Source organism: Cedecea sp. FDAARGOS_727, from assembly GCF_012273235.1.
GTDB classification, from domain to species: Bacteria; Pseudomonadota; Gammaproteobacteria; order Enterobacterales; family Enterobacteriaceae; genus Cedecea; species Cedecea davisae.
In genome coordinates this window covers 4443314-4469692 of sequence record NZ_CP050966.1, presented here as the reverse complement: position 1 = coordinate 4469692, position 26379 = coordinate 4443314, and the positions used below count along the sequence as shown (strand labels likewise).

The window sequence follows — 26379 nt, the reverse complement described above, 5'->3', positions numbered from 1 at the left end:
CTAAGCATAAGGGTTATTGTCAGAAGAATTAAGTGCAATGAAATCACCCAATGATGAATATTATGCATCCAGCCCTGAGGCGTCTTGATTTAAACCTTCTGCCGGTATTTGACGCGATTTATCGCCACCGTTCCGTTCGACGGGCGGCAGATGAACTGGCGATGAGCACATCGGCGCTGAGCCATGCGCTGTCGCGGCTGCGTATCACCCTTGATGATCCGTTATTTTACCGGGAAGGGCATCATATGTGCCCCAGCGTGTACGCCACCCAGCTAGCGCCTTCTATTGCTTCGGCCCTGAAATTTCTTAATCAGGAACTGGCCCCGCAGCCAGAGTTTAAATCCGCAGGCAGTACCGAGCGTTTACAGATTGCGATAACGGACTTTACCGCATTTTGTATTTTCCCGGCTCTGATGCACAAATTGCAGCATGAAGCGCCCGGCTTGCGCTTTGAGTTACTTTATTTGCCGCACACACCGGCGCTCACGGAGCTGCTGGCGGGCGAGGTAGATCTGGCGCTAGGGTTCAGCACGCCGGACGAAATCCGGCATCCGGAACTGGAAGAAATCAGCTGGTTCGAAGATGAGTATGTCGTTATCAGCAATAAAAGCCGAACACGGCTGACGCTGGAAGATTATCTCGCCGCCAGGCATCTGGTCGTCACGCCGTGGAATGAGAAGCAGGGCGTAATGGATTTGCAGCTTGAGCAAATGGGTTACACGCGGCAGATAGCAATCAAAACGCCGTCTATGCTGAGTGCGCCGTTTATTGTGGCGGAAAGTGATTTGCTGATGGCGCTCCCACGTTTTGCCGCTGAGAAACTGATGCACTCTGCGGAGATCAACGTTTTTGACTTACCCTTCAGCGTTCCTCCGTTCGAAGTGAAGATTTATTCTCATAGCCGGAGCGGCAAGCGCGGCGCGACGTCGTGGTTAAAAACAACGCTGCAAATACTGGCGAAGGAAGTGAATTCAGGTCGATGAGTTTTAGCGGGCTGCTGAGGCTCTTCGCGGGAAAAAACATCCGTTATCATTATTGTCGCTAACAGGGCTAAACTACTCGTATCTATGAACTCCCTTCATCAATAAAGTCTAAGAAGGGAGGTTTAAATAAGGAAGTGCCCGATGCTCAAAGAGAACTTCAACGAACTGCAAAGCTTTCTGGTGGTAGCGCGAGTGCGGAGTTTTACCAAAGCGGCTGCGAAGCTTGGCGTTTCACAGTCGGCGCTCAGCCATGCGATGAAGGCGCTGGAAGAACGCCTGAACGTCAGGCTATTAACCAGAACCACACGCAGCGTTGCGCCTACGGAAGCGGGCGAAAGAATTATGGCCTGTCTGGAGCCGAGAATAGCCGATCTTGAGCAGGAACTGGGGGCGCTTATCCAACTGAACGGCACCGCCTCCGGTAATCTCCGCCTGTCCGCGGGGGAGCATGCCGCCCGCAGCCTGGTGTGGCCGAAGCTAAAACCGTTTCTCAGAGAATACCCGGAGATCAATGTCGAGCTGGTGGTGGATAACGGCTTCGTTAATATTGTTGAAGGCCGCTTTGATGCCGGAGTTCGTCTCGGGGAAAGCGTTGATAAAGACATGGTAGCCGTAAAAATAGGGCCGGATATGCGTATGGCGGTGGTCGGTTCGCCGGGTTATTTCGCCGCAAACCCCGTGCCGAAGACGCCGCACGAGCTTCAGGCTCATCGCTGCATCAATATGCGGTTGCCAACCGCCGGTGGCCTGTACCACTGGGAATTTGAAAGGGAAGGGAAGCCGCTGCGCGTGGGCGTTGAGGGGCAACTGACGTTAAACCAGCTGCCGGAAAGAATAGACGCGGTGCTGTCGGGGTTTGGGCTTGCCTGCGTGCCTGAAGATACGGTTCAGGCGTATGTAGAGTCCGGGGCGCTGATTCAGGTATTGCATGAGTGGTGCCCGTCATTCCCCGGTTATTATCTCTACTACCCCAGCCGCAAACAGCATCCTTCTGCTTTTGCGCTGATGATAGATGCCCTCCGTTATACGCAATAGCTGGCCTGCAATACTCGGCAGGCCAGCTAAACCTTAGCGGCCTGTGCGGGCCTGAAGCGCCGCAGGGTAACGGTCGCCAACGATTTTAACCGTTTCCAGCGCCAGGGCGATTTTGCTTAAATCACTCTGTGACAGGGTAACTTCTATTGCGCCCAGGTTTTCCTCCAGCCGGTGCAGTTTAGTGGTTCCCGGGATCGGCACAATCCACGGTTTTTGCGCCAATAACCACGCCAGCGCAATTTGCGCCGGGGTTACGCATTTTTCGGCGGCGATGTTACCCAGCAGAGCCACCAGCCCTGCATTGGCTTCACGCGCTTCTGCGGCAAAACGCGGCACCTTACTGCGAAAGTCATCTTCGCCGAACGAGGTTTCTGCCGTGATGGCTCCGGTCAGGAAGCCTTTGCCCAGCGGGCTGAACGGCACAAATCCGATGCCCAACTCTTCCAGCAGCGGCACAATCTCTTGTTCAGGTTCACGCCACCACAGAGAGTATTCACTTTGCAGGGCGGTAACCGGCTGTACGGCATGCGCCCGGCGTATCGTCTGTGCCCCGGCCTCGGAAAGCCCAAAATGCTTAACCTTGCCTTCGGCAATCAGGTCTTTCACCGTACCGGCGACATCCTCAATTGGTACCTCCGGGTCAACGCGATGCTGATAAAACAGGTCAATCACGTCGGTTTTGAGGCGGTGCAGCGATCCTTCCACCGCTTCGCGGATATGCTCCGGGCGGCTGTTTAAAATCTGCTGCTTGTTGTCAGCCCCGAAGGTGAAGCCGAATTTAGTTGCGATAACCACGCGATCGCGCAGCGGTTTTAAAGCTTCGCCGACAACTTCCTCATTCAGATAAGGGCCGTAAACTTCGGCGCTATCAAAAAAAGTCACGCCGCGCTCTACGGCTGCTCGAATCAGTTCCACCGCCTGACGAGTATCCGTTGCCGGGCCGTATCCGTGGCTAAGCCCCATACAGCCCAGACCCAGGGCAGACACTTCCAGCCTGGCGTTACCGAGAAAACGTTTTTGCATCAGTATTTACCTTTTCTGTCGCGGTTAAACATCGAGTTTACGGCCCGTCAGCCATTCGACCATGGCCGGGTCACGATGCGAGAAAAATGCGCTGGTTGCGGTATCAAGAGCGGTAATGCGCATCATGTCTTCGGCGCTGAGTTCGAAATTGAGGATGCTGATGTTCTCTTCCATCCGCGCTTTTTGTACTGATTTAGCCAGTGAAACAATGCCGCGCTGGAACAGCCAGCGCAGGACAACCTGGCCCACGGTTTTGCCATACTGCTCACCTATGGCGGTTAAAACGGGATGCTGAAATAAGCCATTTTTACCTTCGGCAAATGGCGCCCAGGCTTCAGGCCGGATGCCCCGGCTTTGCATCCACGGTGCGGCATGTAGCTGCTGATTAAAGGGGTTAACCTCAACCTGGTTTACGGCCGGAACGACTTTATTGAAGGCCACAAGGTCGGCGAGCCTGTCGGGATGGAAGTTACTCACGCCAATGGCACGAACTTTTCCGGCCTGCTGCAACTCCTCCATAGCACGCCATGCGCCATGAATGTCGCCGTAGGGCTGGTGGATAAGGTAAAGATCGACATATTCCAGCTGCAGGCGATTAAGCGAACGCTCAAACTGCGCTTTTGCGCCTTCGTAATGGGTATCCTGTAGCCACAGTTTCGTGGTAACAAAAAGTTCGTTACGCGCGATACCGCTTTGCTTCAGCGCATTCCCGACCTGAGTTTCATTTTGATAAGAAGCGGCGGTATCAATCAGGCGGTAGCCCGTTTCGATGGCGTCAATCACGGCCCGCTTGCATTCGTCGGCGTCCGTCATCTGGAACACGCCAAAGCCCAGCAGGGGCATTTCAATACCGTTATTGAGTGTTACTGTTTGCATGGCGTTACCCTTCAATCGTTGTGTGTGAAGAGCATAACGCAGGGAGATTTATTCGATTAGAGGGCATAATTCGCAAGGGCTTATTAGAATTATTCATTAATTATGATATTGCCTAAGGAGACTGTTGCTGCCCGTCTATGCGCTAATAAAATAGCGGCTCGGGTAAGGCCGAAACCGCCATCATGCAGGCTTTCTTTTTTGCGAGGCTGGAAAGAGAGGGTGATTATGTTTCTTGAGCTTCTCCGGTTTTAAATTCTGAGGTATCCAGCAGCGGCATAGTGCCATTTTTCTTGAAACCATAATTACCAAGTGCAATAGCCAGGTGGCTTATAGAGTCAGCATTGATAAAAAGTGCTTCCTCTTTAATAGTCGAGTTTGTGTTAAAGATATCAACAAATTCCTTTGTATTCATATTGTATAAATGGCTAATATATAGATCTGTGAAGATATTCCTCTCTTCCAGTTTTCTGGTTGAGGACGAATAATCATCTGATACGTCATCAAGTTGAGCGTGAACGGCAATCTCTGAACCGGATTTATCATCTAAACACGACTTCTCTTTTATAATCTGAAACAAATCCACTTTTGAATGATGGTGGGCTACTTCATGAATAAGAGCGTTAATCGCATTAAGAGTGCATTTCCCAAAGAAGTTGTCTGTCAGAAATATGACTTTGTTATGGCCATCTGAGATGGATGCCGCAGTAATGTTGGCGTTTGCGCCCGTGCTGCTGTATCCATAATATACAGACTCTCTTTTGCTTTTTAGACGTTCAGCTATATCTGATTTTATTGAGTTGTATAAAGGAATGAGTCTTGATTTAATACCCTGAGGATCGACTATGCCATAGTGTCGTAGATGGTTATCGAGCTCATCATTATTTTTGTCTTCTAATTGTAAGATTGCTGAGCCCAGGGTTTTTATAGCGTTATAGGCAACGCCTTTGAAAAATTCATATTTATCAAGTTCAATACATCTTAATTCATCAAGCCCTCGGGTAACAACATTAAAACCATCACTATTCAGGAGGGTTACAATATCATCAGGAAGATGTGAGGCAGAGCAGACCGAATCGGCTTCAGCGCCTGGGAATATCAGAGGGTCATGGCGGGAAATAAACTCTCCTGTTGCATGTAGCGCATTTGAAATGGGGTGTAACAGGTTGTTGGCAGAGATAAATGAAGTGCTATCGGAGGGAGCGGTTAGCTGATTATTTTCAAACCGGAGTTGGCTAAGAAGAAGCATTAATGGAACAGCCAGTCCCTGGCGTGGAGCTGTATTTTGTGGAGAGGAGCGACTCAGTTCGAGATAAGAATTGGCGACTTGATTAATATTCTTTCCCGTGCGGAGTATCTCATCCGGCGTGGCCGGGTTCTTTGAGGTGGTTACCCGAGTTTGTAGCGTGTTTTTCCCAAAAGCATCATGAACGTTATGCTTATAAGCTCCGGTTGAAGCCCTGTGCTGCGATGCTGAAATTGGCATATTAAAATTTCCTTTTAATCAAAAGAAAGTATTAAAACTTTCGCACACGCATAACTATCAATTAACGACCTTTATTCTGGTTGTTTTTTAACTTAACCAGCCTGCCGATCACCAGCCCGTAATACGCGGCCAAATCTCAGGCACAGAGCTGCTCTCGTCTACAACGTAGTAATGCTGGTGCATGGCGGCGGTGGCGCAGGCGTGGTTGGGCAAAATACGCACCCGGCTGCCGAGGGGGAAATCATTTACCGTGAATGAGGCCTGCTGTGCCAGCTCAATAATGCCGTGCTCCTGGTTGGTAGTGTTGACGATTAAACCTTCAAGCGGATCTCCGTTGGGGCTGCAAACCATGCCGTAGCCATAATCCTGGCTCTGGTTTGCCGTGCCCCTATCGCGGGATAGCGCCATCCAGCCTGCGTCTATAAATACCCAGCCTTTGTCGCGGTTATGGCCGATAACGGTGGCTACCACGCTGATTGCGATGTCTTCAACACGGCAAACGCCGATGTTTTTCATCACCAGATCGAACGTGGTAAACACTCCGGCCCGCACTTCGGTGATATCGGTCAGGTCTTCGGCGAAATGCGCCGTCGGGGTTGCGCCAACGCTTAATATCGGGCAGTCAAAACCCCGCTCTCGCAATCTGTAGCCAGCGGTTCTGATGGCCACGCACTCTGTTTTAGCGGCGGCGCGGATCTCATCGTCAGTGCGGCACTGGTAAGACTCGCCCGCATGTGCAAGCAGGCCGGTAAGCCGTGAGCCACCGTCTTCAATAATGCGAGCCAGCTCGGGCAGAGCTTCGCTGTGCGGCGGAATGCCGCCGCGATGTCCGTCGCAGTCCACCTCAATAAACACCGAAAACTCGACGCCGTTTTGTTGCCCATACGCGGCCACCGCCAGAGCCTGCCGCTCGCTGTCGAGCAAAATGTGCATCTCCACGCCTTGCTGCATCAGCCGGGCAACACGCGGCAGTTTGTGCGGGGCAATACCAACGGCGTAAAGCAGGTTGCTATAGCCCGCTGCGGCAAAAGCCTCGGCTTCTGCGAGAGTTGAAACGGTTGCCGGGGAGCAAGCATCGCGCAGCAGATAGCGTGCGGCATCTGTTGACCGCAATGTTTTAAGATGCGGCCTTACATTGCTGCCCAGCGCTGCAACGCGGGAATACAGCCGCGTGATATTGCGCAGGTATTTGCTTTTATCAATCAGTAAAAACGGGGTGTCGGGCGCTTGCGGACATTCAGCGAACATAGCGATTCTCCTTATGGGGGAAGCTCATGTTGCCATTCGTCTGGTTAGGTATAAATTAATATAAAATCAATAAATGATTAGGTTTTAAGTTAATGATAAGCAGCGACGACCTCTATTTTTTCCGCACCATCTCCGCCCACGCTACGCTTGCCGCGGCGGCGCGGGCGATGAACGTTACGCCTCCCTCGGTGACGCAGCGCCTGAAAGGGCTAGAGCAAAAACTCGGCGTCAGCCTGATCCTGCGGCCATCGAGGCAGGTTTCCCTTACCGATGAGGGCTCGCTGCTGCTTAGCCGGGCGGAAAAAATTCTCGCTGAACTGGCCGGTTTGCAGTCGGCAATGGACGACCGGCGGCAAACGGTCCGAGGGAAGCTGCGCGTGCTGGCCCCATTAGGCTTCGGTAACGACTACATCGCGCCGCTGCTGGGCGATTACGCCGCTCAGCACGAAAACCTCGAAGTGGAACTAACGCTCTCCGACGACCCGCACTGGGCCACGCTGCACAAATGGGATCTGGTGATATTTATCGGTGAACTGCGGGACTCCAGCATGCACTGTATCAGGCTGGCGGCCAACCGGCGTTTTATCTGCGCTTCGCCGGATTACCTCAGCAGGCGGGGGACACCAGCCGCGCCGGAGCAGCTGGCTAACCACGACTGCATCGCCCTGCGTGAAAACAGCGAGGACGTTACCCTCTGGCGTTTCTCCGGCCAGGAAGGCGATTGCCCGCAGCGTATTGCGCCGCGCCTGTCGAGTAATGAAGGCCGGGTGGTGAAGGAGTGGGCGCTGGCTGGGCGGGGGATCATTATGCGTTCCGAGTGGGATGTGCTGCCGCAGATCAACGCCGGTTCGCTGGTGCGCCTGCTGCCGGAGTATCAACTGCCGGATGCCGACATTGTGGCGCTTACCGGCTCTGCGCCTCAGGAAAGAAGCTCCAGAACGCAAAAATTTATCGACCTGTTACGAGAAAAACTCTCTTCCCGTCCGTGGGAAAGAGAGTCGCGTGCGGGTTAAATCAGCTGGCCGTGTTTTCTGGTTTGATCCTGAACCAGATGGCGTACATCGCAGGCAGGAACAGCAGGGTCATCACCGTGCCGCCAAGAGTACCGCCGATGAGCGTATAAGCCAGCGCGCCCCAGAATACCGAGTGGGTAAGCGGGATAAACGCCAGAATCGCCGCCAGGGCGGTGAGCAGAACCGGGCGCGAACGCTGAATCGTCGCCTCCACCACGGCGTTAAACGGCGTGAGGCCCGCCAGCTCGTTATGCCGTATCTGCCCGATGAGAATTAAGGTGTTACGCATCAAAATTCCCGATAGCGCAATCAGCCCCACCAGGGCATTAATACCAAACGGCTGGTTGAAGAGGATAAGCGTCGGCACCACGCCAATCAGCCCCAGCGGGCTGGTGGCAAACACCATCAACATCGCTGAAATCGAGCGTACCTGCATAATAATTACCAGCAGCGTCAGAGCAATCATTATCGGGAACAGCGGAGCCATGGCTGCGGTGGCTTTGCCGGATTCTTCAATCGCTCCCGCTTGCTCAATCCTGTAGCCCGCCGGGAGCTTGTCGATAATCGGCGCGATTTGCTTCAGCATCGCCGTCGAAACATCCGGCGGCTGGAGGCCTTCCGCCACGTCGCCGCGTACGGTAATGGTCGGCGTTCTGTCCCGGCGTCTTAGCACCGGGTCTTCCATTATCACTTCGACCTTGCCAATCTGCGAAAGCGGCACTTTCTGGCCGTCCGAGCCCATCAGCGTTAGCGCCGAAAGCTGCGCCGGATTGTTACGGATCTCGCCCCTCGCTCTGCCAGTGACCTGCACGGAGCGAATATCCTCCCGAACCTCGGTAAGCGGAGCGCCGGAAAGCAGGAACTGTAATTGCTGCGAAACAGAGGCCGTAGTCAGGCCCACGGCATTCAGGCGGTCCTGGTTCAGCGTGAAGTGCAGCGTCGGCACCCTTGACCCCCAGTCGATATTCACGGTGCGCATCTGCGGGCTGCCGATCATCACCGCTTCAACCCGGGCGGAAATATCCCTTAACACGTCCGGGTCCGGCCCCATAACGCGAAAGGCAACGGGGTAGGGAGTGTAAGGCCCGAATACCAGCTGGGTTACGCGTACTCTGGCTTCGGGCGCAAGCCCGTCGCTAATCGCCTGGCGTAGCCGGAATTTCAGCGCCTCGCGGGCTTCCGGGTCGGGAGTGAGGATAACGATTTTGGCAAATGACGGGTCGGGCAATTCGGGTGCCATAGCCAGGTAGAAGCGCGGTGCGCCCTGGCCAATATAGGAGGTCACGATTTTTGACTCTTTCTGCCGCCCGAGCCATTTTTCAATCTTCTCTGTAGCAAGCGTGGTTTGCCCGATGGCCGTGCCGTAAGGCATCTGCACTTCTACCAGCACTTCCGGGCGGTCGGAAATAGGGAAGAACTGCTTCTTAACCACGGCCATTCCGGCGATGGCGAGCAAAAATAAGCCCACCACTGAGCCCGCGGTTAGCCACTTTCTGGCGATGACTTTTTTCAACAGTGCTCTGAAGCGGTTGTAGTTTTTACTGGTGTAGACAGCGTGCTCCGCCAGCACCGCTTTATGCCGCTCGGGCAGTAATTTCACCCCCAGATAAGGCGTAAACACCACGGCCACCAGCCAGGAGGCAACCAGCGCGATGCCGACAATCCAGAACATGTTGCTGGTGTATTCCCCGGCGGTGGAGTGGGCAAAGCCGTTTGGCATAAAGCCGATAGCCGTCACAAGCGTGCCCGCCAGCATCGGCGCGGCCGTGTGGCTCCAGGCATAGGCCGAGGCTTTTACCCGGCTGTAGCCTTCCTCCATTTTCACCACCATCATTTCAATGGCGATAATTGCGTCGTCAACCAGCAGCCCGAGCGCCAGGATCAGCGACCCGAGGGTTATCCTGTCAAAGTTTTTATCCGTCGCCGCCATGACGATAAACACCACGGCAAGCGTCAGCGGCACGGCTGCGGCGACCACAATGCCGACGCGCCAGCCCATGCTCACGAAGCACACCAGCATCACCACCAGCAGGGCGGCGAAGAACTTCATCATAAACTCGTTAACGGCGGAGCTGATGTTGACCGACTGATCGCTGACTTTGCTTAACGTCATGCCCAGCGGCATACCGTCGTTGATTTTGCGGGTTTCACTATCCAGCGCTTTACCCAGCTCCAGCCCGTTCCAGCCGTCGCGCATTACTACGCCGAGCAGCAGCGCCGGTTCGCCGTTATTGCGCACCAGGAACGTAGCCGGATCTTCATAGCCGCGATCCACGCTGGCAACGTCGGAAAGTTTCAGGGTTTTTCCCTGCGCCACAATCGGAGTGTTGCGGATTTTATCCAGCTGATCCAGCGCCCCGTCCAGGCGAATAAACACCTGAGGGCCGGAGGTGTCGATGGATCCCGCCGGGCTTAGCAGGTTCTGGTTGCTTAGCGCTTTAAAGATGTCGAGCGGAGAGACGCCAAGGGTTGCCAGCCGGTCGTGTGAGAACGAAACGAAAATACGCTCCGCCTGCTCGCCGATGATATTGACCTTTTTCACGCCGGGAACGTGGAGCAACTGCTGCCGCAGGTTTTCCGCGTCACGCACCAGCAGGCGCTGCGGTTCGCCTTTTGCCTTAAGGGCAAACAGGGCGAAGGTTACGTCGGAGAATTCGTCATTCACCAGCGGGCCGATAACGCCGTCAGGCAGGTTTTTGGCTTCGTCGCCGATCTTTTTACGCGCCTGGTAAAACGCTTCCGGCACGGCAGCCGGTGGCGTGCTGTCTTTTAAAGAAACGATGCTGTAGGCGAGGCCGGGCCGGGTGTAGGTTTCGGTGCGGTCATAAGCATCCAGCTCTTGCATCCTTTTTTCCAGCGGCTCGGCCACTAGATCCTGCATTTGCTGCGCTGTCGCGCCCGGCCAGGCGGTGATCACGGTTAGCTGTTTTACGGTAAAGGGCGGGTCTTCCGCACGGCCAAGCTTGAGAAACGCGATTATCCCGGCAAGGGTTATCAGCAGGATCATAAACAGGGTGACCGATTTTTCCCGCACCGCGAGCGCGGAGAGGTTAAAGCGCTGGTCGCTCATTATGGCGCTCCCGCTACGTCGGGGGTGCTCTGGGCCTGCGGCCTGACTTCTTCGCCTTCGTGCAGAAGGTGGATGCCTAACGCCACAATGCTGGCATTATCCGGCAGCGCGGCGGAAACCACGGCGGACTCATCGCTGATTCTGAGAACGGTGACCGGCTGCCAGCTCACTTTTGCCGGTTTCCCGGAGACGACCCAAACGCCGGACCCTTTCTCTTTGCCCGCGTCGTAAATCGAAGCCAGCGGAATGGTCAGGTTTTGAGACCGGTGGCCGCCCTCGGGAATATCAACCGTTACCGTGCTGCCGAGCGGCGCCTCTGAGAGCGGGGGAGCTAGAACAAATTTGGCTTCGAAGGTTCGCGTTTGCGGGTCAGCTGCATCGGAAAGCTGGCGCAGCGTGGCCGCAACGGGTTTTCCGTCACCGCCGTACAAATGAGCGCTGGCAACGGTGCCGATATCGGGGCGCAGCGTCTCCGGCAGGTTAACTACGGCTTCACGCTGCCCGGCGCGGGCCAGCCTTATCACCGCTTGCCCGGCGGAAACAACCTGGCCTGGCTCGGCCAGAGTCTCCACCACCACACCATCGGAGTCTGCCGTCAGCACGGCGTAGTTCATCGCATTTTTCGCAACGTTAGCCTGCGCCAGCGCGGCCTGAAGATCGGCTCTGGCGCTGCCGGCCTGGGCTTTAACCTGGTCGTACTGAGAAGCTGAAATTGCCCCGGTGCCGATTATGCTCCGGTAGCGGGTTTCGTCCGCTGCGGCCTGCTTTGCACGCGCTTTTGCCGCCGCAACGGCCTGGTCTTGTGCTCTGGCCTGCAAGCTTAGGTCCTGCGGGTCCAGCCGCAGCAGAGGCTGGCCGTTTTTGACCGTTTGCCCTTTATCCACCAGGCGCTCAAGGATCTTACCGGAGACGCGGAAACCCAGGTCGCTTTGAATGCGGGAGGCCACAACGCCGGTGAATGAGCGCGCGGCGTCGTTTGCAGGCTGCACGGTGCTTGTTCGCACCAGCGGAGGCTGGGTTCGCGGATCGTCTTGCTTAGACGAGTTATCGCAGGCGGTAAGGGTTGTGCACAGCAGGGCAGCAACCACCGGAAGAGGCAGAAGACGAAACATACGTTCCCTTATAAACGCGAGTCAGGAACGCGATAATTATTCAAGTGACCAATTTAGTCAATGGTCACAAAGTGCCGTCATGGCATCAGGCTTTTTAGGATCAGGGCGGGAAGCTGCTGCTCCGCCTGCTTCGCGAGGTCGAGGTTGTATTGCAGCTGAACCGGATTAATAAAGGGCAGCATCACCAGAAAAACGGCATCCACGGTCTCATCCAGCGGGCTGCGGCGCTCAAACTCGCCTGACTGGCGGCCTCTCTGGATAATATTTGCTAACATAATTTTCAACTGCTGCTTGTAGCGCTCGGCGGACGGCCAGTTGTGCTGGCAGGAGGCAATAGCGATATCGTGCAGCTTGCGGTCATAGAAGAACAGGTCGCTGCCCGCGGCAATCAACTCGCTAAACATTGCCCGCAGCTGCGCCGACGCCCCGTTAGCGTCGTTTACCGCGGCGCTGACTCTGTCTATCATCAACGTAAGTCGGTTATCGCAGATAACTTCGCCAATTTCCTGCTTGGATTTGAAGAACTTATAGATATAGGCTTTGGAGTAGCCAATCGCTTTGGCCAGGTCTGAAACCGTGGTTTTTTCAAAACCATAATGGCCGAAGAAATCGGTCGCGGCGTGGATAATCTGCTCCCTGACATTGTGTTCGGCAGGCCCTCTGGTTTCTGCTGCCTGGACGCTGGTATCGGACATGCGTGCTCCCTGTAATCGAACGGGTGAATGGTGACCATTGTAGCATTGGGTTACCCGCGGTGGATTATTCTAATCCTAAAAGGTGTTCAGCACGGCTTACCGTGCTGATAGAAAAAATCAGGTTACTGCCCGAGCATCTGTAAAAAACGCTTTACCGACGGAGATCGTTCGAACTGCCGGCAGGCCACGGCGACATCGGTTTTTATTTCATCGCCGCGTATCGGGTGGAAGGTGACATTCGGGCTGGCGATACAGGCCATCGAGGCGGGTACCAGGGCAAAGCCGAATCCGGCGGAAACCATGCTGAGCGAAGAAGATATCTGCGAAGCCTGGCAGGCATTTTTCAAATCAATATTGGCCCGCAGGCAGGCGTTATACATCATTTCATAAAGCCCCGGCGCGACTTCCTGCGGGAACAGCACCGGCGGCACGTCTGCCAGCGCGGCCAGCGCCAGCTCATTTTCACCAGAAAGTGGATGATCCCGGTGCAGGGCAATCATCGTCGGCTCCTCATCTACCAGCCGCAGGCTGAAACGTTTGCTGCTTTCGCAGGGCAGGCGCACGAACGCCACGTCCAGCAAGCCCTCATCCAGCTCCTGCATTAGCTCCGCCATATTAGTCTCCCGCTGCCGCAGTTCGATGGCGGGATATTGCTGCTGAAATTGCCGCAGCAGCGAAAAAATCTTCGGATTGAAAGCGTTTGAACTGGCAATACCCAGCGAAAGCTTGCCGTTTATGCCGCGCGCAATGCCGCGGGCTTTTTCCAGCGCGGCGTCGCTGTGGGCGAGGATCTGGCAGGCATCCTGGTAGAAGGCCTCCCCGGCCTCGGTCAGCTCCACGCCGCGGGTCAGGCGGTGCAGCAGCGGGGTGCCCACTTCGCGCTCCAGGCGCTGTATTTGCTGGCTGAGCGGCGGCTGGGAAATCCCAAGCAGTTCGGCGGCTCGGGTGAAGTTGCGCGTCTGGGCGACGGCAACAAAATAGCGGAGATAGCGAAGTTCCATATCAAAAACGTCTTAAACCTGAGGGAGTTTTATATTGGAACTGTGAGCTGGATCGAGTCAACATCTTATTAACGTTTCTTAACTGTCCCGGCGCGAGGATAAACCGCGATGAGCGACCTAACACTCTGTTCCTGTGAGAAAAGCCTGCTAGAAATGGTCGAGACTTTTGCCGCAAGAAATAAAGAAAACATGATATATCAAACTTCGCTGATGAGCGCGCTCCTGAGCGGTGTGTATGAAGGCGAAACCACAATGGCCGACCTGCTCAAGCGAGGGGATTTTGGCCTCGGCACCTTTAACGAGCTGGACGGCGAGATGATTGCCTTTAACAGCCAGGTCTACCAGCTGCGGTCTGACGGCAGCGCCAGAGCGGCCAGTCCACAGCAGAAAACGCCCTTCGCGGTAATGACCTGGTTTAAACCGCAATATCGGTTACGCATCGACAGCCTGACCAGCCGCCAGGAGCTGCACCAGATCATCGACCAAAAAATCCCTTCCGATAACCTGTTCTGCGCCTTACGCATTGACGGACACTTCCGCCACGCGCACACCCGCACCGTACCGCGCCAGACGCCGCCTTACCGTGCAATGACAGACGTGCTGGATGACCAACCGGTGTTCCGCTTTAACAGCCGCGCCGGGGTGCTGGTGGGATTCCGCACGCCGCAGCACATGCAGGGCATTAATGTGGCCGGTTACCACGAACACTTTATTACCGACGACCGCCAGGGCGGCGGGCATCTGCTCGACTACCAGCTGGAGCAGGGCGTGTTGACCTTCGGTGAAATTCACAAACTGATGCTCGACCTCCCGGCGGACAGCGCTTTCCTTAATGCCGATCTTCATCCCGATAATCTTGATGCCGCTATCCGTGCGGTAGAAAACTAGCGTTCAGCTGGAGGAAACAAACGATGGACAATAAAAAACCTCTGCGTCAGTGGGCGCACGGTGCCGACATGGTTGTTGCTCAACTTGAAGCTCAGGGCGTGAAGCATGTATTCGGCATTCCCGGGGCAAAAATAGACAAAGTATTTGATTCCCTGAACGACTCGCCAATCGAGCTTATCCCGGTACGCCACGAGGCAAACGCCGCCTTCATGGCCGCGGCGGTGGGGCGCATTACCGGCAAAGCCGGGGTGGCTCTGGTCACTTCCGGACCGGGGTGCTCAAACCTGATTACCGGCATGGCGACGGCCAATAGCGAGGGTGACCCGGTGGTGGCGCTCGGCGGCGCGGTAAAACGCTCCGATAAAGCCAAACAGGTTCACCAGAGTATGGACACGGTAGCGATGTTCAGCCCGGTGACCAAATATGCTGTTGAAGTTTCCGCCCCGGACGCTATCGCCGAAGTGGTCTCTAATGCCTTCCGCGCCGCCGAACATGGCCGCCCAGGCAGCGCCTTCGTCAGCCTGCCGCAGGATATTAGCGACGGCCCGGCCACCGGCAATATTCTGCCTGCAAGCGGCGCAATTCAGTCAGGTGCCGCGCCGGATGCGGCCATTGAAGAGGTGGCAAAACTGATTGCTGCGGCTAAAAATCCGGTGTTCCTGCTTGGGTTAATGGCGAGCCAGACCGAGAACAGCGCGGCGCTGCGCCATCTGCTGGAGAAAAGCGGCATCCCGGTTACCAGCACCTACCAGGCCGCCGGTGCGGTAAATCAACAGCACTTTTCTCGCTTTGCCGGGCGCATTGGCCTGTTCAATAACCAGGCCGGTGACCGACTGCTGCAATTGGCTGACCTGGTTGTTTGCATCGGCTACAGCCCGGTGGAATACGAACCGGCGATGTGGAATACCGGCGACGCTACGCTGGTGCATATCGATGTGCTTCCGGCCTATGAGGAACGCAATTATGTGCCGAACGTTGAACTGGTCGGCGATATCGCCGGAACGCTCAGCAAGCTCACCGCGCTGATAGAAAAGCCGCTGATTCTTAGCCCACGCGCTTCTGAAATCCTCATCGACAGGCAGCATCAGCGTGAACTGCTGAACCGCCGGGGGGCGCAGCTTAACCAGTTCGCTCTCCATCCGCTGCGCATCGTTCGTGCCATGCAGGATATCGTGAACGACGACGTAACGCTGACGGTTGATATGGGCAGTTTCCACATCTGGATTGCCCGCTACCTCTATAGCTTCCGCGCACGCCAGTTGATGATTTCTAACGGCCAGCAAACCATGGGCGTGGCTCTGCCGTGGGCGATTGGCGCATGGCTGGTCAATCCCGGGCGCAAAGTGGTTTCCGTTTCCGGTGACGGGGGCTTCCTGCAATCCAGCATGGAGCTGGAAACCGCGGTGCGGCTGGGCGCTAACATCCTGCACATCATCTGGGTCGATAACGCCTACAACATGGTGGCGATTCAGGAGCAGAAAAAATATCAACGCCTGTCCGGCGTGAACTTTGGTCCGGTGGACTTTAAAGCCTATGCCGATGCCTTTGGGGCCAAAGGGTTTGCGGTGGAAAGCGCCGAAGCTCTGGAACCGACTTTACGCGCCGCAATGGATGTTAACGGTCCTGCGGTGGTCGCCATTCCGGTTGATTACAGCGACAACCATCTGCTGATGGGCCAGCTGCACCTCAGCCAAATTCTCTAAAAAAATACAGAAGGATAAAATGATGAAAAAAGTAGCATTAGTGACCGGTGCCGGTCAGGGAATTGGGAAAGCTATCGCACTGCGTCTGGCTAAAGACGGTTTTGCCGTCGCCATTGCTGATTTCAACGCGAAAACCGCGAAAGAAGTGGCTGACGAAATTAACCGCAACGGCGGGCGTGCGCTGGATGTAACCGTCGATGTCTCCAGCCGCGAGCAGGTGTTTGCCGCCGTTGAAGCGGCACGCAAAGGGCTGGGTGGTTTCGATGTGATTGTGAATAACGCCGGGGTTGCGCCTTCTACGCCGATTGAGGAAATCACCCCGGAAATCGTCGATAAAGTTTACAACATCAACGTGAAAGGCGTTATCTGGGGTATTCAGGCGGCGGTCAAAGCGTTTAAAGCCGAAGGCCACGGCGGCAAAATCATCAATGCCTGCTCTCAGGCAGGGCACGTCGGCAACCCGGAACTGGCGGTTTACAGCTCGAGTAAATTTGCGGTTCGTGGCCTGACCCAGACCGCAGCTCGCGACCTGGCTCCGCTTGGCATTACCGTTAACGGCTACTGCCCGGGCATTGTGAAAACGCCAATGTGGGCTGAAATTGACCGTCAGGTTTCTGAAGCTGCCGGTAAACCGCTGGGCTACGGCACGGAAGAATTCGCCAAACGCATCACTCTTGGCCGCCTGTCCGAGCCGGAAGACGTGGCTTCCTGCGTCTCTTACCTCGCCAGCGCCGACTCCGATTATATGACCGGCCAGTCGCTGCTTATCGACGGCGGTATGGTCTTTAATTAATAGCCTTTTTAATGTGGAGTACCTTTTGGCCTGGCAATGATACTGCCAGGCCTTTTTTATTTGCCGCCGTTTATCTGAAGCTTTTTACCAACCTCTATACTTTGTCATCACCAATGGTAGAAAAATTACAGAAGGGATTGGGTATGTCAAAGTTGTCACCGGCGGGCGGCGGGGAAGCTGCTGTTTCATCGCCGCACAAGCTGATTCTGGCCGGTAGCGCGCTGGGCGTGGTGTTTGGTGATATCGGCACCAGCCCATTGTATACCCTAAAAACGGTGCTGCTGCTTTCGGGGAATAACCCAACTCCGGCGGTGATCCTCGGGCTGTTGTCGCTGATTATCTGGACCCTGATCCTGATTACTTCGGTGAAATACGCGATGTTTGCCATGCGCATCGACAACCATGGCGAAGGCGGGATCATGGCGCTGATGTCGCTGCTGGTGGCGAAAGATAAAGGCTCGCGCTGGGTGGTGCTTGCTGCTCTGCTTGGGGCGGCGCTTATTTACGGCGACGGGGCGATTACCCCGGCCATTTCGGTGCTTTCGGCGATTGAAGGCATGAATATTCTCTGGCCCGAAGCCGAAACCTACGTGCTGCCGATTGCCGTCACTATTCTGGTGGCGCTGTTTGCGGTTCAGCCGTTCGGCACGGCGAAAATCGGCAAGGTATTTGGCCCGATTATGGCGCTGTGGTTTATTTCGATTGCCGGGCTGGGGATCTGGGGCATTGCCCAGCATCCCGCGGTGTTGATGGCGCTCAATCCGTGGTATGGATTGAAGTTTCTGGTTTCTAACGGCTTTGTGAGCTTTATGGTGCTGGGCGGAGTCTTCCTGTGCGTAACCGGAGCCGAAGCGCTGTATGCCGATATGGGGCACTTCGGTAAAAAACCGGTCTGGCTGGCCTGGTTTGGCGTGGTGTTCCCGAGCCTGCTGCTGAATTACGCCGGGCAGTCGGCGCTTATCCTTTCCGGGGCGGATATCAGCCAAAACATCTTTTTCAGGCTGTGCCCTCCGGCACTGCTGATGCCTTTGGTTATCCTCGCCACGCTTGCCACCATTATTGCCAGCCAGGCGATAATCACCGGCGCATTCTCCATGACCCGGCAGGCCATTCAGCTCGGCTGGCTGCCGCGTTTACGCATCAGGCAAACCGCCGCTGAAAGTTACGGGCAGATTTATATCGGCACAATAAACTGGCTGTTGATGGCCGTCACCTTGTTCCTGACGGTGTTCTTTAAATCCTCTGAAAACCTCGCCGCGGCATACGGCATTGCGGTCTCGCTCACCATGCTGATGACCTCCGGGCTGCTGTACGTGGCGATGCGCCACATCTGGCAGTGGCGGCGGCTGACCAGCGCGCTGGTGGCGGGGGGCTTTTTGATCATCGATACCTGCTTCTTAATTGCCAACCTGATTAAAGTGCTGGAGGGCGGCTATATTCCGCTGCTGCTGGCGGCGGTAGTTTGCACCACCATGCTGGTCTGGCATCGAGGTGCTGGCGAGGCGGCAAATGCGGTGAATGAGAAGGTCATCGACGTCAACACGTTCTTCGCCGCGCTGAAAGAGCGGGGCGTGCCTCGCGTGCAGGGTTCAGCGGTGTTTATGACTAAAAATCGCAACGGTATTCCGCCCGTTATGCGCTGGCATGTTGCGCGTAACCATGCGCTACAGCAGCAGGTACTGTCGCTGACGATATCGATTATGAACGTGCCGCGCGTTCCCGCCGGAGAGCGACTGGTGATTGTTGAGCAGGCACCGGATTACTGGCGCGGTATCGCCCAGTACGGCTTTATGGAAAGGCCGCATATTCCCGAGCTAATGGCGAGGCTGGGTGAAATGGCGTGTGCTTTTTCGGTGGAGGATGTGACTTACTATCTCGGACACGAAACTATTGTCCCGCGTGAGGATGGGAAAGGGATTCCGGGCTGGCAGCGCAAAGGCTTTGCTTTTATGCTCAGGAACGCCACCCATGTGACCCATTATTATCGGCTGCCGAGCGACCGGGTGGTTGAAATTAGCCGCCGCATAGCGATTTAAGCGGAGCGCAGAACCAGGCGGATAAAACTGTCGATATCGCCCAGCGCCAGCTCTCTGTCGGCAGGCGCTGAGGCAACCAGCAGCTTGTCGGCATAGCCATTTAGCAGGGCGCTAAGCTGGCGCGTAACGCGGCCGGCATCAACCGTTTTGAAAATACCTTCGGCGATACCGGCGGCAATAATATCCGCCAGCACCTTTTCCCATTTTTGCGTCATATCCAGCGCCAGCTCCGCCCACAGTGGGCTGTGAGCCGCCTGGTGCCACAGCGCGCCGTAGAGCTGCCAGACCGCGTCCGGCGCATGGGGGAGGTAAATGTGGGTCAGTCGGCGCAGTTTTTCTTCCGGGGAAAAAGCGTTGGTTTCTTCGGTAAATCTGTGCAGGTCGGCCATTAAAAAGTCGGTCATTGCTTCGATGCACAGCGTTTGCCAGTCGCGGAAATAGTGATAAATGTGGCTGCGTGAGATGCCCACCCGCTCGGTCAGTTCGCGGGTGGTCACTTTCTCAATACCTTTCTCAATGAACAGCTCGATGGCCCCGCTCAGGATTTTGCTTCTCAGCGTGTCAGCTGCTTGTTTCATGATTATTCCACGATTATCTATAGCGTCAGGGAAGCTATCTTAGCAGTTTTTAACGCTATTTTCCGTCTGACGCAGGGCGTATTTCAGCCCCACGGTGCTGGCGGCAACCAGAGCAGCGGCAGAGATTACGACCGTCAGATAGGCCTGCCCAAACGCGGCGCGCGCAAGGCTGGTCAACTGCTCTGCGCCTTGCTCGCTCATATTCCGGGCAAGATGCAGCGCCTCGTCCAGGCTATCGTAGGCCGCCTTGCCGCTGACCAGCCCGTCCGGCAGCACCAGGCTTGAGCTGTATACCGCCGTCATCAGGCCGCCGAGCAGCGTTACGCCTAGCACGCCGCCCATTTCCCACGACACGTCTTCAATCGCCGCCACCATTCCGGCTTTTTCTTCCGGAGCGTTAAGCATGATTGAGGTTGAAGCCGCGGTAAAAGCGACGCCAAGCCCGAGGCCGATAACAAACAGGGCGGCAAGCTGCGGGGCGAGACTATAGTCGGCAAGCAGCGCCACGCCAGCCATACCGAGAGCGGTAACCAGCAGCCCGAAAACCATCATCCTGGAACCGCCCCAGCGCGGCAGCATGATGCCAGCAAGCGGGGAGGCAAGGGCGGAGCCAATCGGGATCGGCAGAATCGACAGTCCCGCCAGCAGCGGCGTAAGACCGAGCACCAGCTGGAGTCGCTGGGTCAGCACCAGTTCGATGCCGGTAAGCGCGATCATAGTAATAATCGCCACGCAAATACCGCTGGCAAACATGCGGTTACGGAACAGCGAGAAGTCGATCATCGGCTGTGCCGCGTTTTTCTGGCGGCGCACAAATAGCGCCAAAAACAGCACGCCAACCAGCAGAGAGCCGACAATCGTCAGCATTGAGGCGTCCATTTTGCTGAGCTCTTTGAGGGCGTAAATCACGCCAACCAGCCCGAACATAATCAGCAGCGATGCGATAAAGTCGCACGGGCGCTGCGGGTTTCCCGCATCACGCGGGATCAGGAACCAGGCAAAGACGATAACCAGCAGCACGACCGGCACGTTTATCAGGAACACGGAACCCCACCAGAAGTATTCCAGCAGTACGCCGCCCACAACCGGGCCGAGCGCGGCGGCGGCGGATGCTACAGCCGACCAGATTCCGATGGCGAGCGCGCGCTCGCGTTCGTTGATAAACACCTGACGGACGATGGCAAGCGTTGCCGGCATCATCATCGTTGCGCCAATGGCGAGGAACACACGGGATGCAATCAGCAGTTCCGCCGTAGGAGAGTAAGCGGCGCAAAGGGAAGCTATGCCGAATACCGGCAGCCCCGACATAAACATCAATTTATGGCCGAGCCTGTCGCTCAGCATGCCCGCGCCGGGCAGCAGGCCAGCCGCAACCAGCGGGTAGGCGTTGATTATCCAAAGCTTTTCTGACGCGGTTGCGTTCAGCGCCTGGGTAAGCCGCGGCAATGCGGTGTAGAGCACCGTCATATCAATAATGATTAAAAACAGGGTGCTGGTGAGGATCGCCAGAATCAGCCAGCGATTAGTGAACTGCATGGTTAATGCCTCTAAAAAACGAAAATTGAGCGGTTGCTCAAGCGTGAAATATACTTGAGCAACCGCTCAAAGACAACCCGGGATCTGTTGTTGGAATGGCGAATACGATAGGGTAAACACATATCAGCAATCCGATATGGGTTTCAGGAGAAGGCAGGGAAATGAAAAAACTGATCGTTATGTTGCACGGCGTGGGAAGTTCCGGGGCGGATTTAGAAGGGCTGGGGCTATTTTTCCAGCAGGTCATGCCGGAAGTCCTGTTTGCTTCTCCGAACGGCAGCGAGCCTTTTGACGGCGGCGGCGAGGCGTACCAGTGGTTTAGCCTGGCGGGCGTGACGGAGCAAAATCGTGCACAGCGCATCGTTGAGGCGAGGGCGGCATTCGACGCTCAACTTCGGGCTATTTTTGAGCAACACGATGTGGTTCCGGGCAAAGACCAGGTGATTTTGCTGGGCTTTTCTCAGGGATCGATTATGGCGCTGGACGCGCTGGTGACCGCTCGCTTCCCGCTGGCAGGCGTGGTGGCATTCTCCGGGCGACTTGCTTCCCCAAAACCTTACCAGCTCGCGGCAGATGCTTCAGCGTTGCTTATCCATGGAATGGCGGATCAGGTGATCCCTTGGGCGGAAAGCGAAGCCGCAGCGGCGGCGCTCACGGAAGCCGGAGCCGAGGTTGAAACGCTGTTCGAACCTGGCGTAGTACACACCATAAGCGCCGACGGTGTTTCTCAGGCGATGGGCTACATCGCCGAGCGTTTTGAACTGGATCCTGAGTAAAATATTCTTCTCATCGTGGCCTCCTCCCTGAAGGGGGCCACGGAAGCAATCACTTGCTCATATCGCTAAGCAGCACGGCAATACTCTTGCCGCCCTCGGTCTGCTCCAGCGCAATTTTCACCGCAATTGTCAGCGGTACTGAAAGCAGCATGCCCACCGGGCCAAGCAGCCAGCCCCAGAAGATTAACGATAAAAACACCACCAGCGTTGAAAGGCCCAGCCCGCGCCCCATCATGCGTGGCTCGAGAATATTGCCGAACACCAGGTTAATCACCAGGTAGCCCGCCACCACAATCAGCGCTTCATACAGGCCATTAAAAACCAGCACCTGCACCACGGGCGGAATAGCCGCTATCACCGAGCCGATATTCGGAATGTAGTTGAGGGCAAAGGCCAGCAGGCCCCAGATAAAAGCGAAGCGTACCTCAAGCGCCGCCAGCATTCCCCACACCACAATCCCGGTCACGATGCTGATGGCCGTTTTCAGCACCAGATAATGACTGACGCTGTCCAAAGCACGCTGGATAGCGCCCATGCCTTCTTCCGGGCGGGACATCAATTGCTGGAGCTTGCGCGGCAGCTGCGGGACTTCAATCAGCATAAACACCACGGTGAGCAGCAGCAGGAAGATGGAGGTCATGGCGTTGGAGAGCTGGGTCAGCAGACCGGTAACCAGGGTCATCAGCGCGTTGGGGTCAACATATTTCATGAGCTGATCGACGGAAACCGAGATCCCCGCCCGCTGTAGCCACGGCTCCAGCGTTTGCAGCGGTACGGCAAGCGAAGAACGATATTGGGGCAGGGTACGAGCCAGCTCGTTCAGCGATGTGCCGAGATAGGCGAGCAGCAGCACCATACTCAAAATAATAATCACGATAACCAGGCTGATGGCAAGCACGCGAGGAACGCGCAGGCGCTCAAGACGGCGAATCAGCGGGTTGAGAATAACCGCGATAAACAGCGCCAGAATAAACGGCACGATGATATCGGCCGCGGCTTTTATTCCCACCAGAATAATTACCAACATTCCCAGTATAATCACGGCTTTCAGAGCGCGCAGAGTTATTATTGGTTTCGCCATTGTTGCAGGTTCTCCACGGTTACAGGCAGAAAATAATACACCGCCGGTAAAAAATTCATCGATTAATTACGCTAGTTTAAACGTTGCCATCAGTTTAATACATTGTGAAGCCAGGGGAGTGCAGCGTAAAGAATTGCAAAGGTCGCGGGCTAAGATACCGAATTATGGTACAAATTTGGCGTGTTTAACTACTGAGGACAATTTTCTATCCGCAACTGACGAGAAGCAACACCGCGGATAAGTTGGAAAAATTATGGACAATATGTTCAATACCCCTTTAAGCAACTCTTTTATTTTTACTACTTCTGCCTCTTCCCTTTCTGGTGAACAACACTGGCGCAACGCGCTTTAGTCCCTTTCTTCTGACAAATTTTTTGCACCTTTAATTTGGCTTGCTCGTCGGTTTGACGTGTCTTGCAGGCTTCTTGCAGCTTTATTTTCTCTGTCAGGAGAGAAATCATGATTTACTGGATTTTACTGGGACTGGCTATCGTCGCCGAAATTACCGGCACTTTGTCAATGAAATGGTCAAGCGTCAGCGAAAATAACGCAGGTTATATTTTCATGCTGGTCATGATCGCCCTCTCTTATATTTTACTGTCGTTCTCGGTGAAAAAAATTGCCCTCGGCGTGGCCTATGCCATGTGGGAAGGCATCGGTATTTTGTTTATTACCGTATTCAGCGTGCTGCTGTTTGATGAGTCCATTTCACCGCTGAAAATACTCGGCCTGACCACGCTGGTTGTCGGCATCGCGCTGATTAAATCCGGCACGCTGACCAAAAAACCGCGTAAACAGAAAGCGGAAAAGGGAGGCGATCATGCCGTCGTTTGAGTGGGTTCATGCTCTGTGGCTGCTGCTTGCTATCGTGCTGGAAATCGCCGCGAATATATTATTAAAACATTCGGATGGCTTCCGTCGCCCGCTCTACGGCGTGCTCTCTTTACTGGCCGTACTGGCGGCATTTAGCGCCCTGGCCCAGGCGGTAAAAGGGATCGAGCTGTCAGTGGCCTATGCGCTGTGGGGCGGTTTTGGGATTATTGCTACCGCCGCCGCAGGCTGGATCTTGTTCGGCCAGAAGCTGAACCGTAAGGGCTGGATTGGCCTTGCCTTGCTGCTCGCAGGGATGGTTATTATCAAATTTGCCTGATCTATCACGCTGCCCGTTAATTATCGGGCAGCGCTTTGCCGTAAGTGTATTACGCTTATTTTACGGTAAAAGAGACTCCTCTTAATTAATCACCGGTTAGCTCAACGTTATTTCACTTAAAAGAGAGATGAAATTGCGTAATCCCCTTAGCTGGAAAAGCACGCCCGTCGCCGGAACCCTGTTTGCCATGATTTTTATGGCTGGCATCGGGTTAGTGATTTCTATTATCGCGCTGCTATACCTTTCGCTGCACCTTATCAGTAGTAAAACCAATGAGATAGATGAGCACCGCAGCGCGCTGTCGGTGCAGGGTGCTATCCAGACTTCGGTTAACCGCGTTTGGGCGCTGGTGATTGATAACGCGGTCTGGGACGACGCGGTAAACCAGGTGTATCGCCAGGAGCTGGACGTTAACTGGCTGTATAACACCTGGGGCGCGGGCTACAAAATCAACAATCTCTACGACGGCGTATACGTCCTGGATGAAAGTTTCAATATCCTTTGGGGCTCGTTTCGCGGCCAGCGCGTTGCCGGGAGCAGCATCAGCCCGCTCGGCAAAGGGTTTGAAGCGATGGTTCGCCAGCATGCTCAGGCGCTGAAAGATGATAAAAAGATCTTTGCCGGGATAACCAATACCTCGTCGGGCGTTTCCTTTATCGGCATCGGCCTGATACGCCCGATGCTGGGGCGGCTTCAGGTTCGGGATGCCACTCGCCGCTATCTGGTGATCGGCCGCCAGGTTAACAGCAGCATGCTCAAAGAGCTGGGCAACACCTTCCAGATTGAGAATCTACGTTTTGCATCACGGGCGCTGGATTTATCCAGCGTGCCGCTAAAGAGCAGCTCCGGCGAGACGCTGGGCTACCTTAACTGGAAGCCGAGAATGCCCGGGGCAGAGGCGGCACACGCGGCCTCCGCCGATATTACGCGCATCGCTATTCTGGCCGCGCTGCTAATCCTTATTTTTATCGCCATCAGCAGTCTTGGGCTTTACAAGCTGGCGCGCGGTGAAAAGCAGGCGAGAAACATTGCCCTGACCGACTGGCTGAGCCACCTGCCAAATCGCCGGGCACTGATCGAACGGCTGGAAAGCATCAGCAAGCGCGGGGATAAGGACGAAAAAAGCGTGGTGTTTATCGATCTCGACGGTTTTAAAGACGTGAATGATATTTACGGGCACGACATCGGCGACCAGTTGATTATCACCATTGCCAACTCGCTGCGCGACCGGGTGCCGGTTAACGGCATGCTGGTCAGAATGGGCGGTGACGAGTTCGCGATGATGATCGGCGGTGAACACGCCGGGGAACTCTCATCGGCATTTGCCGGTTCGGTGCTGGATTATCTCAGCCAGCCTGTTCCGGTAGGGGAAAGCACCATCCACATCAGCGCCAGCATCGGTATCGCCTGCGGTTCGCTGGTGGACTGCGGCAGCTCCGAATTGTTCCGCCGCGCCGATATCGCCATGTATCACTCCAAAATGACCGGCAAAGGCCGCATTACTTACTATGATGCGGCGCTGAATAGCGTACGCGAGCGCCGCCTGGTGATTGAAAACGATATTCGTAATGGCCTGGCGCGCGAAGAGTTTGAGGTCTGGTATCAGCCCATTATTGATGCCCGGAGTCTGGCCATTACCGGCGTTGAGGCGCTGGTGCGCTGGCCGCGTCGTCCCGGAGGGGAGCTACAGCCGGACGATTTTGTTGGCGTGGCTGAAACCAGCGGCCTGATTTATGCGCTCGGGCAGTTTGTACTGCGCCGGGCGTGTAGCGATTTACAGGCTTTTGAGGATTTACGACTGTCTGTCAACATTTCTCCGGCGCAGTTCCGCGACCCGGAGTTTGAAGACAAAGTTGCGCGAGTGCTGCAAGAAACCCAATTTCCCGCCCGGCGCCTCGAGCTGGAGGTCACGGAAAGCTACGTGCTGGAAAACCCGGAGCGGGCGCTGGCGGCCATTCGTAATCTTAAAACACAGGGTATGGCAATGGCGCTGGACGATTTCGGCAACGGCTATTCCAGTATTGGCTACCTGCGTAGGTTCAACTTCGACACTATCAAGATAGATAAATCCCTGGCGGGCCTGGTGGACAACGACGAGCAGGCGCTGGCTCTGGTGAGCGGCACCGTGCGAATTGCCAGCGCGCTGGGCATGGCTGTCACGGCTGAGGGAGTAGAGAACGACGGGCAGCTACGTTTGCTGTGCCAGGCCGGATGCGACCGCCTGCAGGGATATTATTTCAGCAAACCGATGCCGCTGAGCGCGCTGTCATCATGGCGTCAGCAGCATCCGGCATGAGAT

The 26379-nt window shown here is 55.5% G+C and carries 22 protein-coding genes; 11 read left to right on the top strand and 11 right to left on the bottom strand.

Translation table 11 applies throughout. The annotated features are described in order from the left end of the window. Window positions 1–50 precede the first annotated feature (50 nt). Window positions 51–983, top strand: coding sequence for a LysR family transcriptional regulator (locus FOC35_RS20925; protein ID WP_172570089.1), 933 nt, complete (start codon window positions 51–53; stop codon window positions 981–983). A gap of 141 nt (window positions 984–1124) precedes the next feature. Beyond that, window positions 1125–2018 carry a LysR family transcriptional regulator gene (locus tag FOC35_RS20920; protein ID WP_172570088.1) on the top strand — a complete coding sequence of 298 codons (894 nt, stop codon included), beginning with the start codon at window positions 1125–1127 and terminating at the stop codon, window positions 2016–2018. A 33-nt stretch (window positions 2019–2051) separates the two neighbouring features. On the opposite strand, the gene FOC35_RS20915 is transcribed toward FOC35_RS20920, so the two are convergent. From FOC35_RS20915 to FOC35_RS20900, 4 genes are all read right to left on the bottom strand, one after another. After that, window positions 2052–3041 (bottom strand): aldo/keto reductase, encoded by a 990-nt coding sequence (locus FOC35_RS20915; RefSeq protein WP_172570087.1) that lies wholly within the window; start codon window positions 3039–3041, stop codon window positions 2052–2054. Between the two features lie 24 nt (window positions 3042–3065). Next, a complete protein-coding gene (locus FOC35_RS20910) occupies window positions 3066–3917 on the bottom strand; it encodes an aldo/keto reductase (protein ID WP_172570086.1) in 852 nt (283 codons plus the stop codon). Window positions 3918–4140: 223 nt separating this feature from the next. Next, the gene (locus FOC35_RS20905; RefSeq protein WP_172570085.1) at window positions 4141–5400 is read right to left on the bottom strand and encodes a hypothetical protein; all 1260 of its coding nucleotides are present in this window, start codon (window positions 5398–5400) and stop codon (window positions 4141–4143) included. A 108-nt stretch (window positions 5401–5508) separates the two neighbouring features. Then, window positions 5509–6648, bottom strand: coding sequence for a DSD1 family PLP-dependent enzyme (locus FOC35_RS20900; protein WP_172570084.1), 1140 nt, complete (start codon window positions 6646–6648; stop codon window positions 5509–5511). A gap of 92 nt (window positions 6649–6740) precedes the next feature. Here FOC35_RS20900 and FOC35_RS20895 point away from each other — a divergent pair, with 92 nt between their 5' ends. Beyond that, window positions 6741–7661: a LysR substrate-binding domain-containing protein gene (locus FOC35_RS20895; protein WP_172570083.1), complete on the top strand. Its 921-nt coding sequence runs from the start codon at window positions 6741–6743 to the stop codon at window positions 7659–7661. Window position 7662: 1 nt separating this feature from the next. Here FOC35_RS20895 and FOC35_RS20890 read toward each other — a convergent pair whose 3' ends face one another. The 4 genes from FOC35_RS20890 to FOC35_RS20875 form a co-directional block, all read right to left on the bottom strand. Continuing rightward, on the bottom strand, window positions 7663–10731 hold the full coding sequence (locus tag FOC35_RS20890; protein WP_172570082.1) for an efflux RND transporter permease subunit: 3069 nt from the start codon (window positions 10729–10731) through the stop codon (window positions 7663–7665). Then, window positions 10731–11843: an efflux RND transporter periplasmic adaptor subunit gene (locus tag FOC35_RS20885; RefSeq protein ID WP_172570081.1), complete on the bottom strand. Its 1113-nt coding sequence runs from the start codon at window positions 11841–11843 to the stop codon at window positions 10731–10733. The genes FOC35_RS20890 and FOC35_RS20885 overlap by 1 nt, the downstream gene beginning before the upstream one ends. A 77-nt stretch (window positions 11844–11920) precedes the next feature. Continuing rightward, the gene (locus tag FOC35_RS20880; protein ID WP_016536268.1) at window positions 11921–12538 is read right to left on the bottom strand and encodes a TetR/AcrR family transcriptional regulator; all 618 of its coding nucleotides are present in this window, start codon (window positions 12536–12538) and stop codon (window positions 11921–11923) included. A gap of 122 nt (window positions 12539–12660) precedes the next feature. After that, window positions 12661–13539 carry a LysR family transcriptional regulator gene (locus FOC35_RS20875; RefSeq protein ID WP_016536269.1) on the bottom strand — a complete coding sequence of 293 codons (879 nt, stop codon included), beginning with the start codon at window positions 13537–13539 and terminating at the stop codon, window positions 12661–12663. 108 nt (window positions 13540–13647) lie between these two features. On the opposite strand from FOC35_RS20875, the gene budA reads away from it, so the two are divergent. The 4 genes from budA (at window position 13648) to FOC35_RS20855 (ending at window position 18959) form a co-directional block, all read left to right on the top strand. Then, window positions 13648–14427: an acetolactate decarboxylase gene (gene budA / locus FOC35_RS20870; RefSeq protein WP_172570080.1), complete on the top strand. Its 780-nt coding sequence runs from the start codon at window positions 13648–13650 to the stop codon at window positions 14425–14427. A 23-nt stretch (window positions 14428–14450) separates the two neighbouring features. Then, window positions 14451–16130: an acetolactate synthase AlsS gene (gene alsS, locus FOC35_RS20865; protein WP_016536271.1), complete on the top strand. Its 1680-nt coding sequence runs from the start codon at window positions 14451–14453 to the stop codon at window positions 16128–16130. A 22-nt stretch (window positions 16131–16152) separates the two neighbouring features. Continuing rightward, window positions 16153–16923, top strand: coding sequence for a (S)-acetoin forming diacetyl reductase (locus tag FOC35_RS20860; RefSeq protein WP_172570422.1), 771 nt, complete (start codon window positions 16153–16155; stop codon window positions 16921–16923). Between the two features lie 143 nt (window positions 16924–17066). Continuing rightward, window positions 17067–18959 (top strand): potassium transporter Kup, encoded by a 1893-nt coding sequence (locus tag FOC35_RS20855; RefSeq protein ID WP_172570079.1) that lies wholly within the window; start codon window positions 17067–17069, stop codon window positions 18957–18959. On the opposite strand, the gene FOC35_RS20850 is transcribed toward FOC35_RS20855, so the two are convergent. Together FOC35_RS20850 and FOC35_RS20845 are read right to left on the bottom strand one after the other, a co-directional pair. Beyond that, a complete protein-coding gene (locus FOC35_RS20850; protein ID WP_172570078.1) occupies window positions 18956–19537 on the bottom strand; it encodes a TetR/AcrR family transcriptional regulator in 582 nt (193 codons plus the stop codon). The two genes, FOC35_RS20855 and FOC35_RS20850, sit on opposite strands and share 4 nt — an antisense overlap. 39 nt (window positions 19538–19576) lie before the next feature. Next, window positions 19577–21073 (bottom strand): MFS transporter, encoded by a 1497-nt coding sequence (locus tag FOC35_RS20845; protein ID WP_172570077.1) that lies wholly within the window; start codon window positions 21071–21073, stop codon window positions 19577–19579. A gap of 161 nt (window positions 21074–21234) precedes the next feature. Here FOC35_RS20845 and FOC35_RS20840 point away from each other — a divergent pair, with 161 nt between their 5' ends. Beyond that, window positions 21235–21849 carry an alpha/beta hydrolase gene (locus FOC35_RS20840; RefSeq protein WP_016536276.1) on the top strand — a complete coding sequence of 205 codons (615 nt, stop codon included), beginning with the start codon at window positions 21235–21237 and terminating at the stop codon, window positions 21847–21849. Between the two features lie 49 nt (window positions 21850–21898). On the opposite strand, the gene FOC35_RS20835 is transcribed toward FOC35_RS20840, so the two are convergent. Then, window positions 21899–22930 (bottom strand): AI-2E family transporter, encoded by a 1032-nt coding sequence (locus FOC35_RS20835; RefSeq protein WP_172570076.1) that lies wholly within the window; start codon window positions 22928–22930, stop codon window positions 21899–21901. A gap of 456 nt (window positions 22931–23386) precedes the next feature. Here FOC35_RS20835 and mdtJ point away from each other — a divergent pair, with 456 nt between their 5' ends. The 3 genes from mdtJ to FOC35_RS20820 all read left to right on the top strand — a co-directional run bounded on the left by mdtJ (window position 23387) and on the right by FOC35_RS20820 (window position 26376). Beyond that, complete coding sequence (mdtJ, locus tag FOC35_RS20830; RefSeq protein WP_172570421.1) at window positions 23387–23764, top strand: multidrug/spermidine efflux SMR transporter subunit MdtJ; 378 nt, start codon at window positions 23387–23389, stop codon at window positions 23762–23764. Beyond that, on the top strand, window positions 23751–24080 hold the full coding sequence (mdtI, locus tag FOC35_RS20825; protein ID WP_016536280.1) for a multidrug/spermidine efflux SMR transporter subunit MdtI: 330 nt from the start codon (window positions 23751–23753) through the stop codon (window positions 24078–24080). The genes mdtJ and mdtI overlap by 14 nt, the downstream gene beginning before the upstream one ends. A 127-nt stretch (window positions 24081–24207) precedes the next feature. Further along, window positions 24208–26376, top strand: a complete 2169-nt coding sequence (locus FOC35_RS20820; RefSeq protein ID WP_016536281.1) for a bifunctional diguanylate cyclase/phosphodiesterase — start codon at window positions 24208–24210, stop codon at window positions 26374–26376. The last annotated feature ends 3 nt before the right edge of the window (window positions 26377–26379 follow it).

What these genes read in the sequence shown, in the direction of transcription:
- FOC35_RS20925 (WP_172570089.1), top strand. Translation starts at nt 51, where the DNA reads ATGATGAATATTATGCATCCAGCCCTGAGGCGTCTTGATTTAAACCTT.
- FOC35_RS20920 (WP_172570088.1), top strand. Translation starts at nt 1,125, where the DNA reads ATGCTCAAAGAGAACTTCAACGAACTGCAAAGCTTTCTGGTGGTAGCG.
- FOC35_RS20915 (WP_172570087.1), bottom strand. Translation starts at nt 3,041, where the DNA reads ATGCAAAAACGTTTTCTCGGTAACGCCAGGCTGGAAGTGTCTGCCCTG.
- FOC35_RS20910 (WP_172570086.1), bottom strand. Translation starts at nt 3,917, where the DNA reads ATGCAAACAGTAACACTCAATAACGGTATTGAAATGCCCCTGCTGGGC.
- FOC35_RS20905 (WP_172570085.1), bottom strand. Translation starts at nt 5,400, where the DNA reads ATGCCAATTTCAGCATCGCAGCACAGGGCTTCAACCGGAGCTTATAAG.
- FOC35_RS20900 (WP_172570084.1), bottom strand. Translation starts at nt 6,648, where the DNA reads ATGTTCGCTGAATGTCCGCAAGCGCCCGACACCCCGTTTTTACTGATT.
- FOC35_RS20895 (WP_172570083.1), top strand. Translation starts at nt 6,741, where the DNA reads ATGATAAGCAGCGACGACCTCTATTTTTTCCGCACCATCTCCGCCCAC.
- FOC35_RS20890 (WP_172570082.1), bottom strand. Translation starts at nt 10,731, where the DNA reads ATGAGCGACCAGCGCTTTAACCTCTCCGCGCTCGCGGTGCGGGAAAAA.
- FOC35_RS20885 (WP_172570081.1), bottom strand. Translation starts at nt 11,843, where the DNA reads ATGTTTCGTCTTCTGCCTCTTCCGGTGGTTGCTGCCCTGCTGTGCACA.
- FOC35_RS20880 (WP_016536268.1), bottom strand. Translation starts at nt 12,538, where the DNA reads ATGTCCGATACCAGCGTCCAGGCAGCAGAAACCAGAGGGCCTGCCGAA.
- FOC35_RS20875 (WP_016536269.1), bottom strand. Translation starts at nt 13,539, where the DNA reads ATGGAACTTCGCTATCTCCGCTATTTTGTTGCCGTCGCCCAGACGCGC.
- budA (WP_172570080.1), top strand. Translation starts at nt 13,648, where the DNA reads ATGAGCGACCTAACACTCTGTTCCTGTGAGAAAAGCCTGCTAGAAATG.
- alsS (WP_016536271.1), top strand. Translation starts at nt 14,451, where the DNA reads ATGGACAATAAAAAACCTCTGCGTCAGTGGGCGCACGGTGCCGACATG.
- FOC35_RS20860 (WP_172570422.1), top strand. Translation starts at nt 16,153, where the DNA reads ATGAAAAAAGTAGCATTAGTGACCGGTGCCGGTCAGGGAATTGGGAAA.
- FOC35_RS20855 (WP_172570079.1), top strand. Translation starts at nt 17,067, where the DNA reads ATGTCAAAGTTGTCACCGGCGGGCGGCGGGGAAGCTGCTGTTTCATCG.
- FOC35_RS20850 (WP_172570078.1), bottom strand. Translation starts at nt 19,537, where the DNA reads ATGAAACAAGCAGCTGACACGCTGAGAAGCAAAATCCTGAGCGGGGCC.
- FOC35_RS20845 (WP_172570077.1), bottom strand. Translation starts at nt 21,073, where the DNA reads ATGCAGTTCACTAATCGCTGGCTGATTCTGGCGATCCTCACCAGCACC.
- FOC35_RS20840 (WP_016536276.1), top strand. Translation starts at nt 21,235, where the DNA reads ATGAAAAAACTGATCGTTATGTTGCACGGCGTGGGAAGTTCCGGGGCG.
- FOC35_RS20835 (WP_172570076.1), bottom strand. Translation starts at nt 22,930, where the DNA reads ATGGCGAAACCAATAATAACTCTGCGCGCTCTGAAAGCCGTGATTATA.
- mdtI (WP_016536280.1), top strand. Translation starts at nt 23,751, where the DNA reads ATGCCGTCGTTTGAGTGGGTTCATGCTCTGTGGCTGCTGCTTGCTATC.
- FOC35_RS20820 (WP_016536281.1), top strand. Translation starts at nt 24,208, where the DNA reads ATGAAATTGCGTAATCCCCTTAGCTGGAAAAGCACGCCCGTCGCCGGA.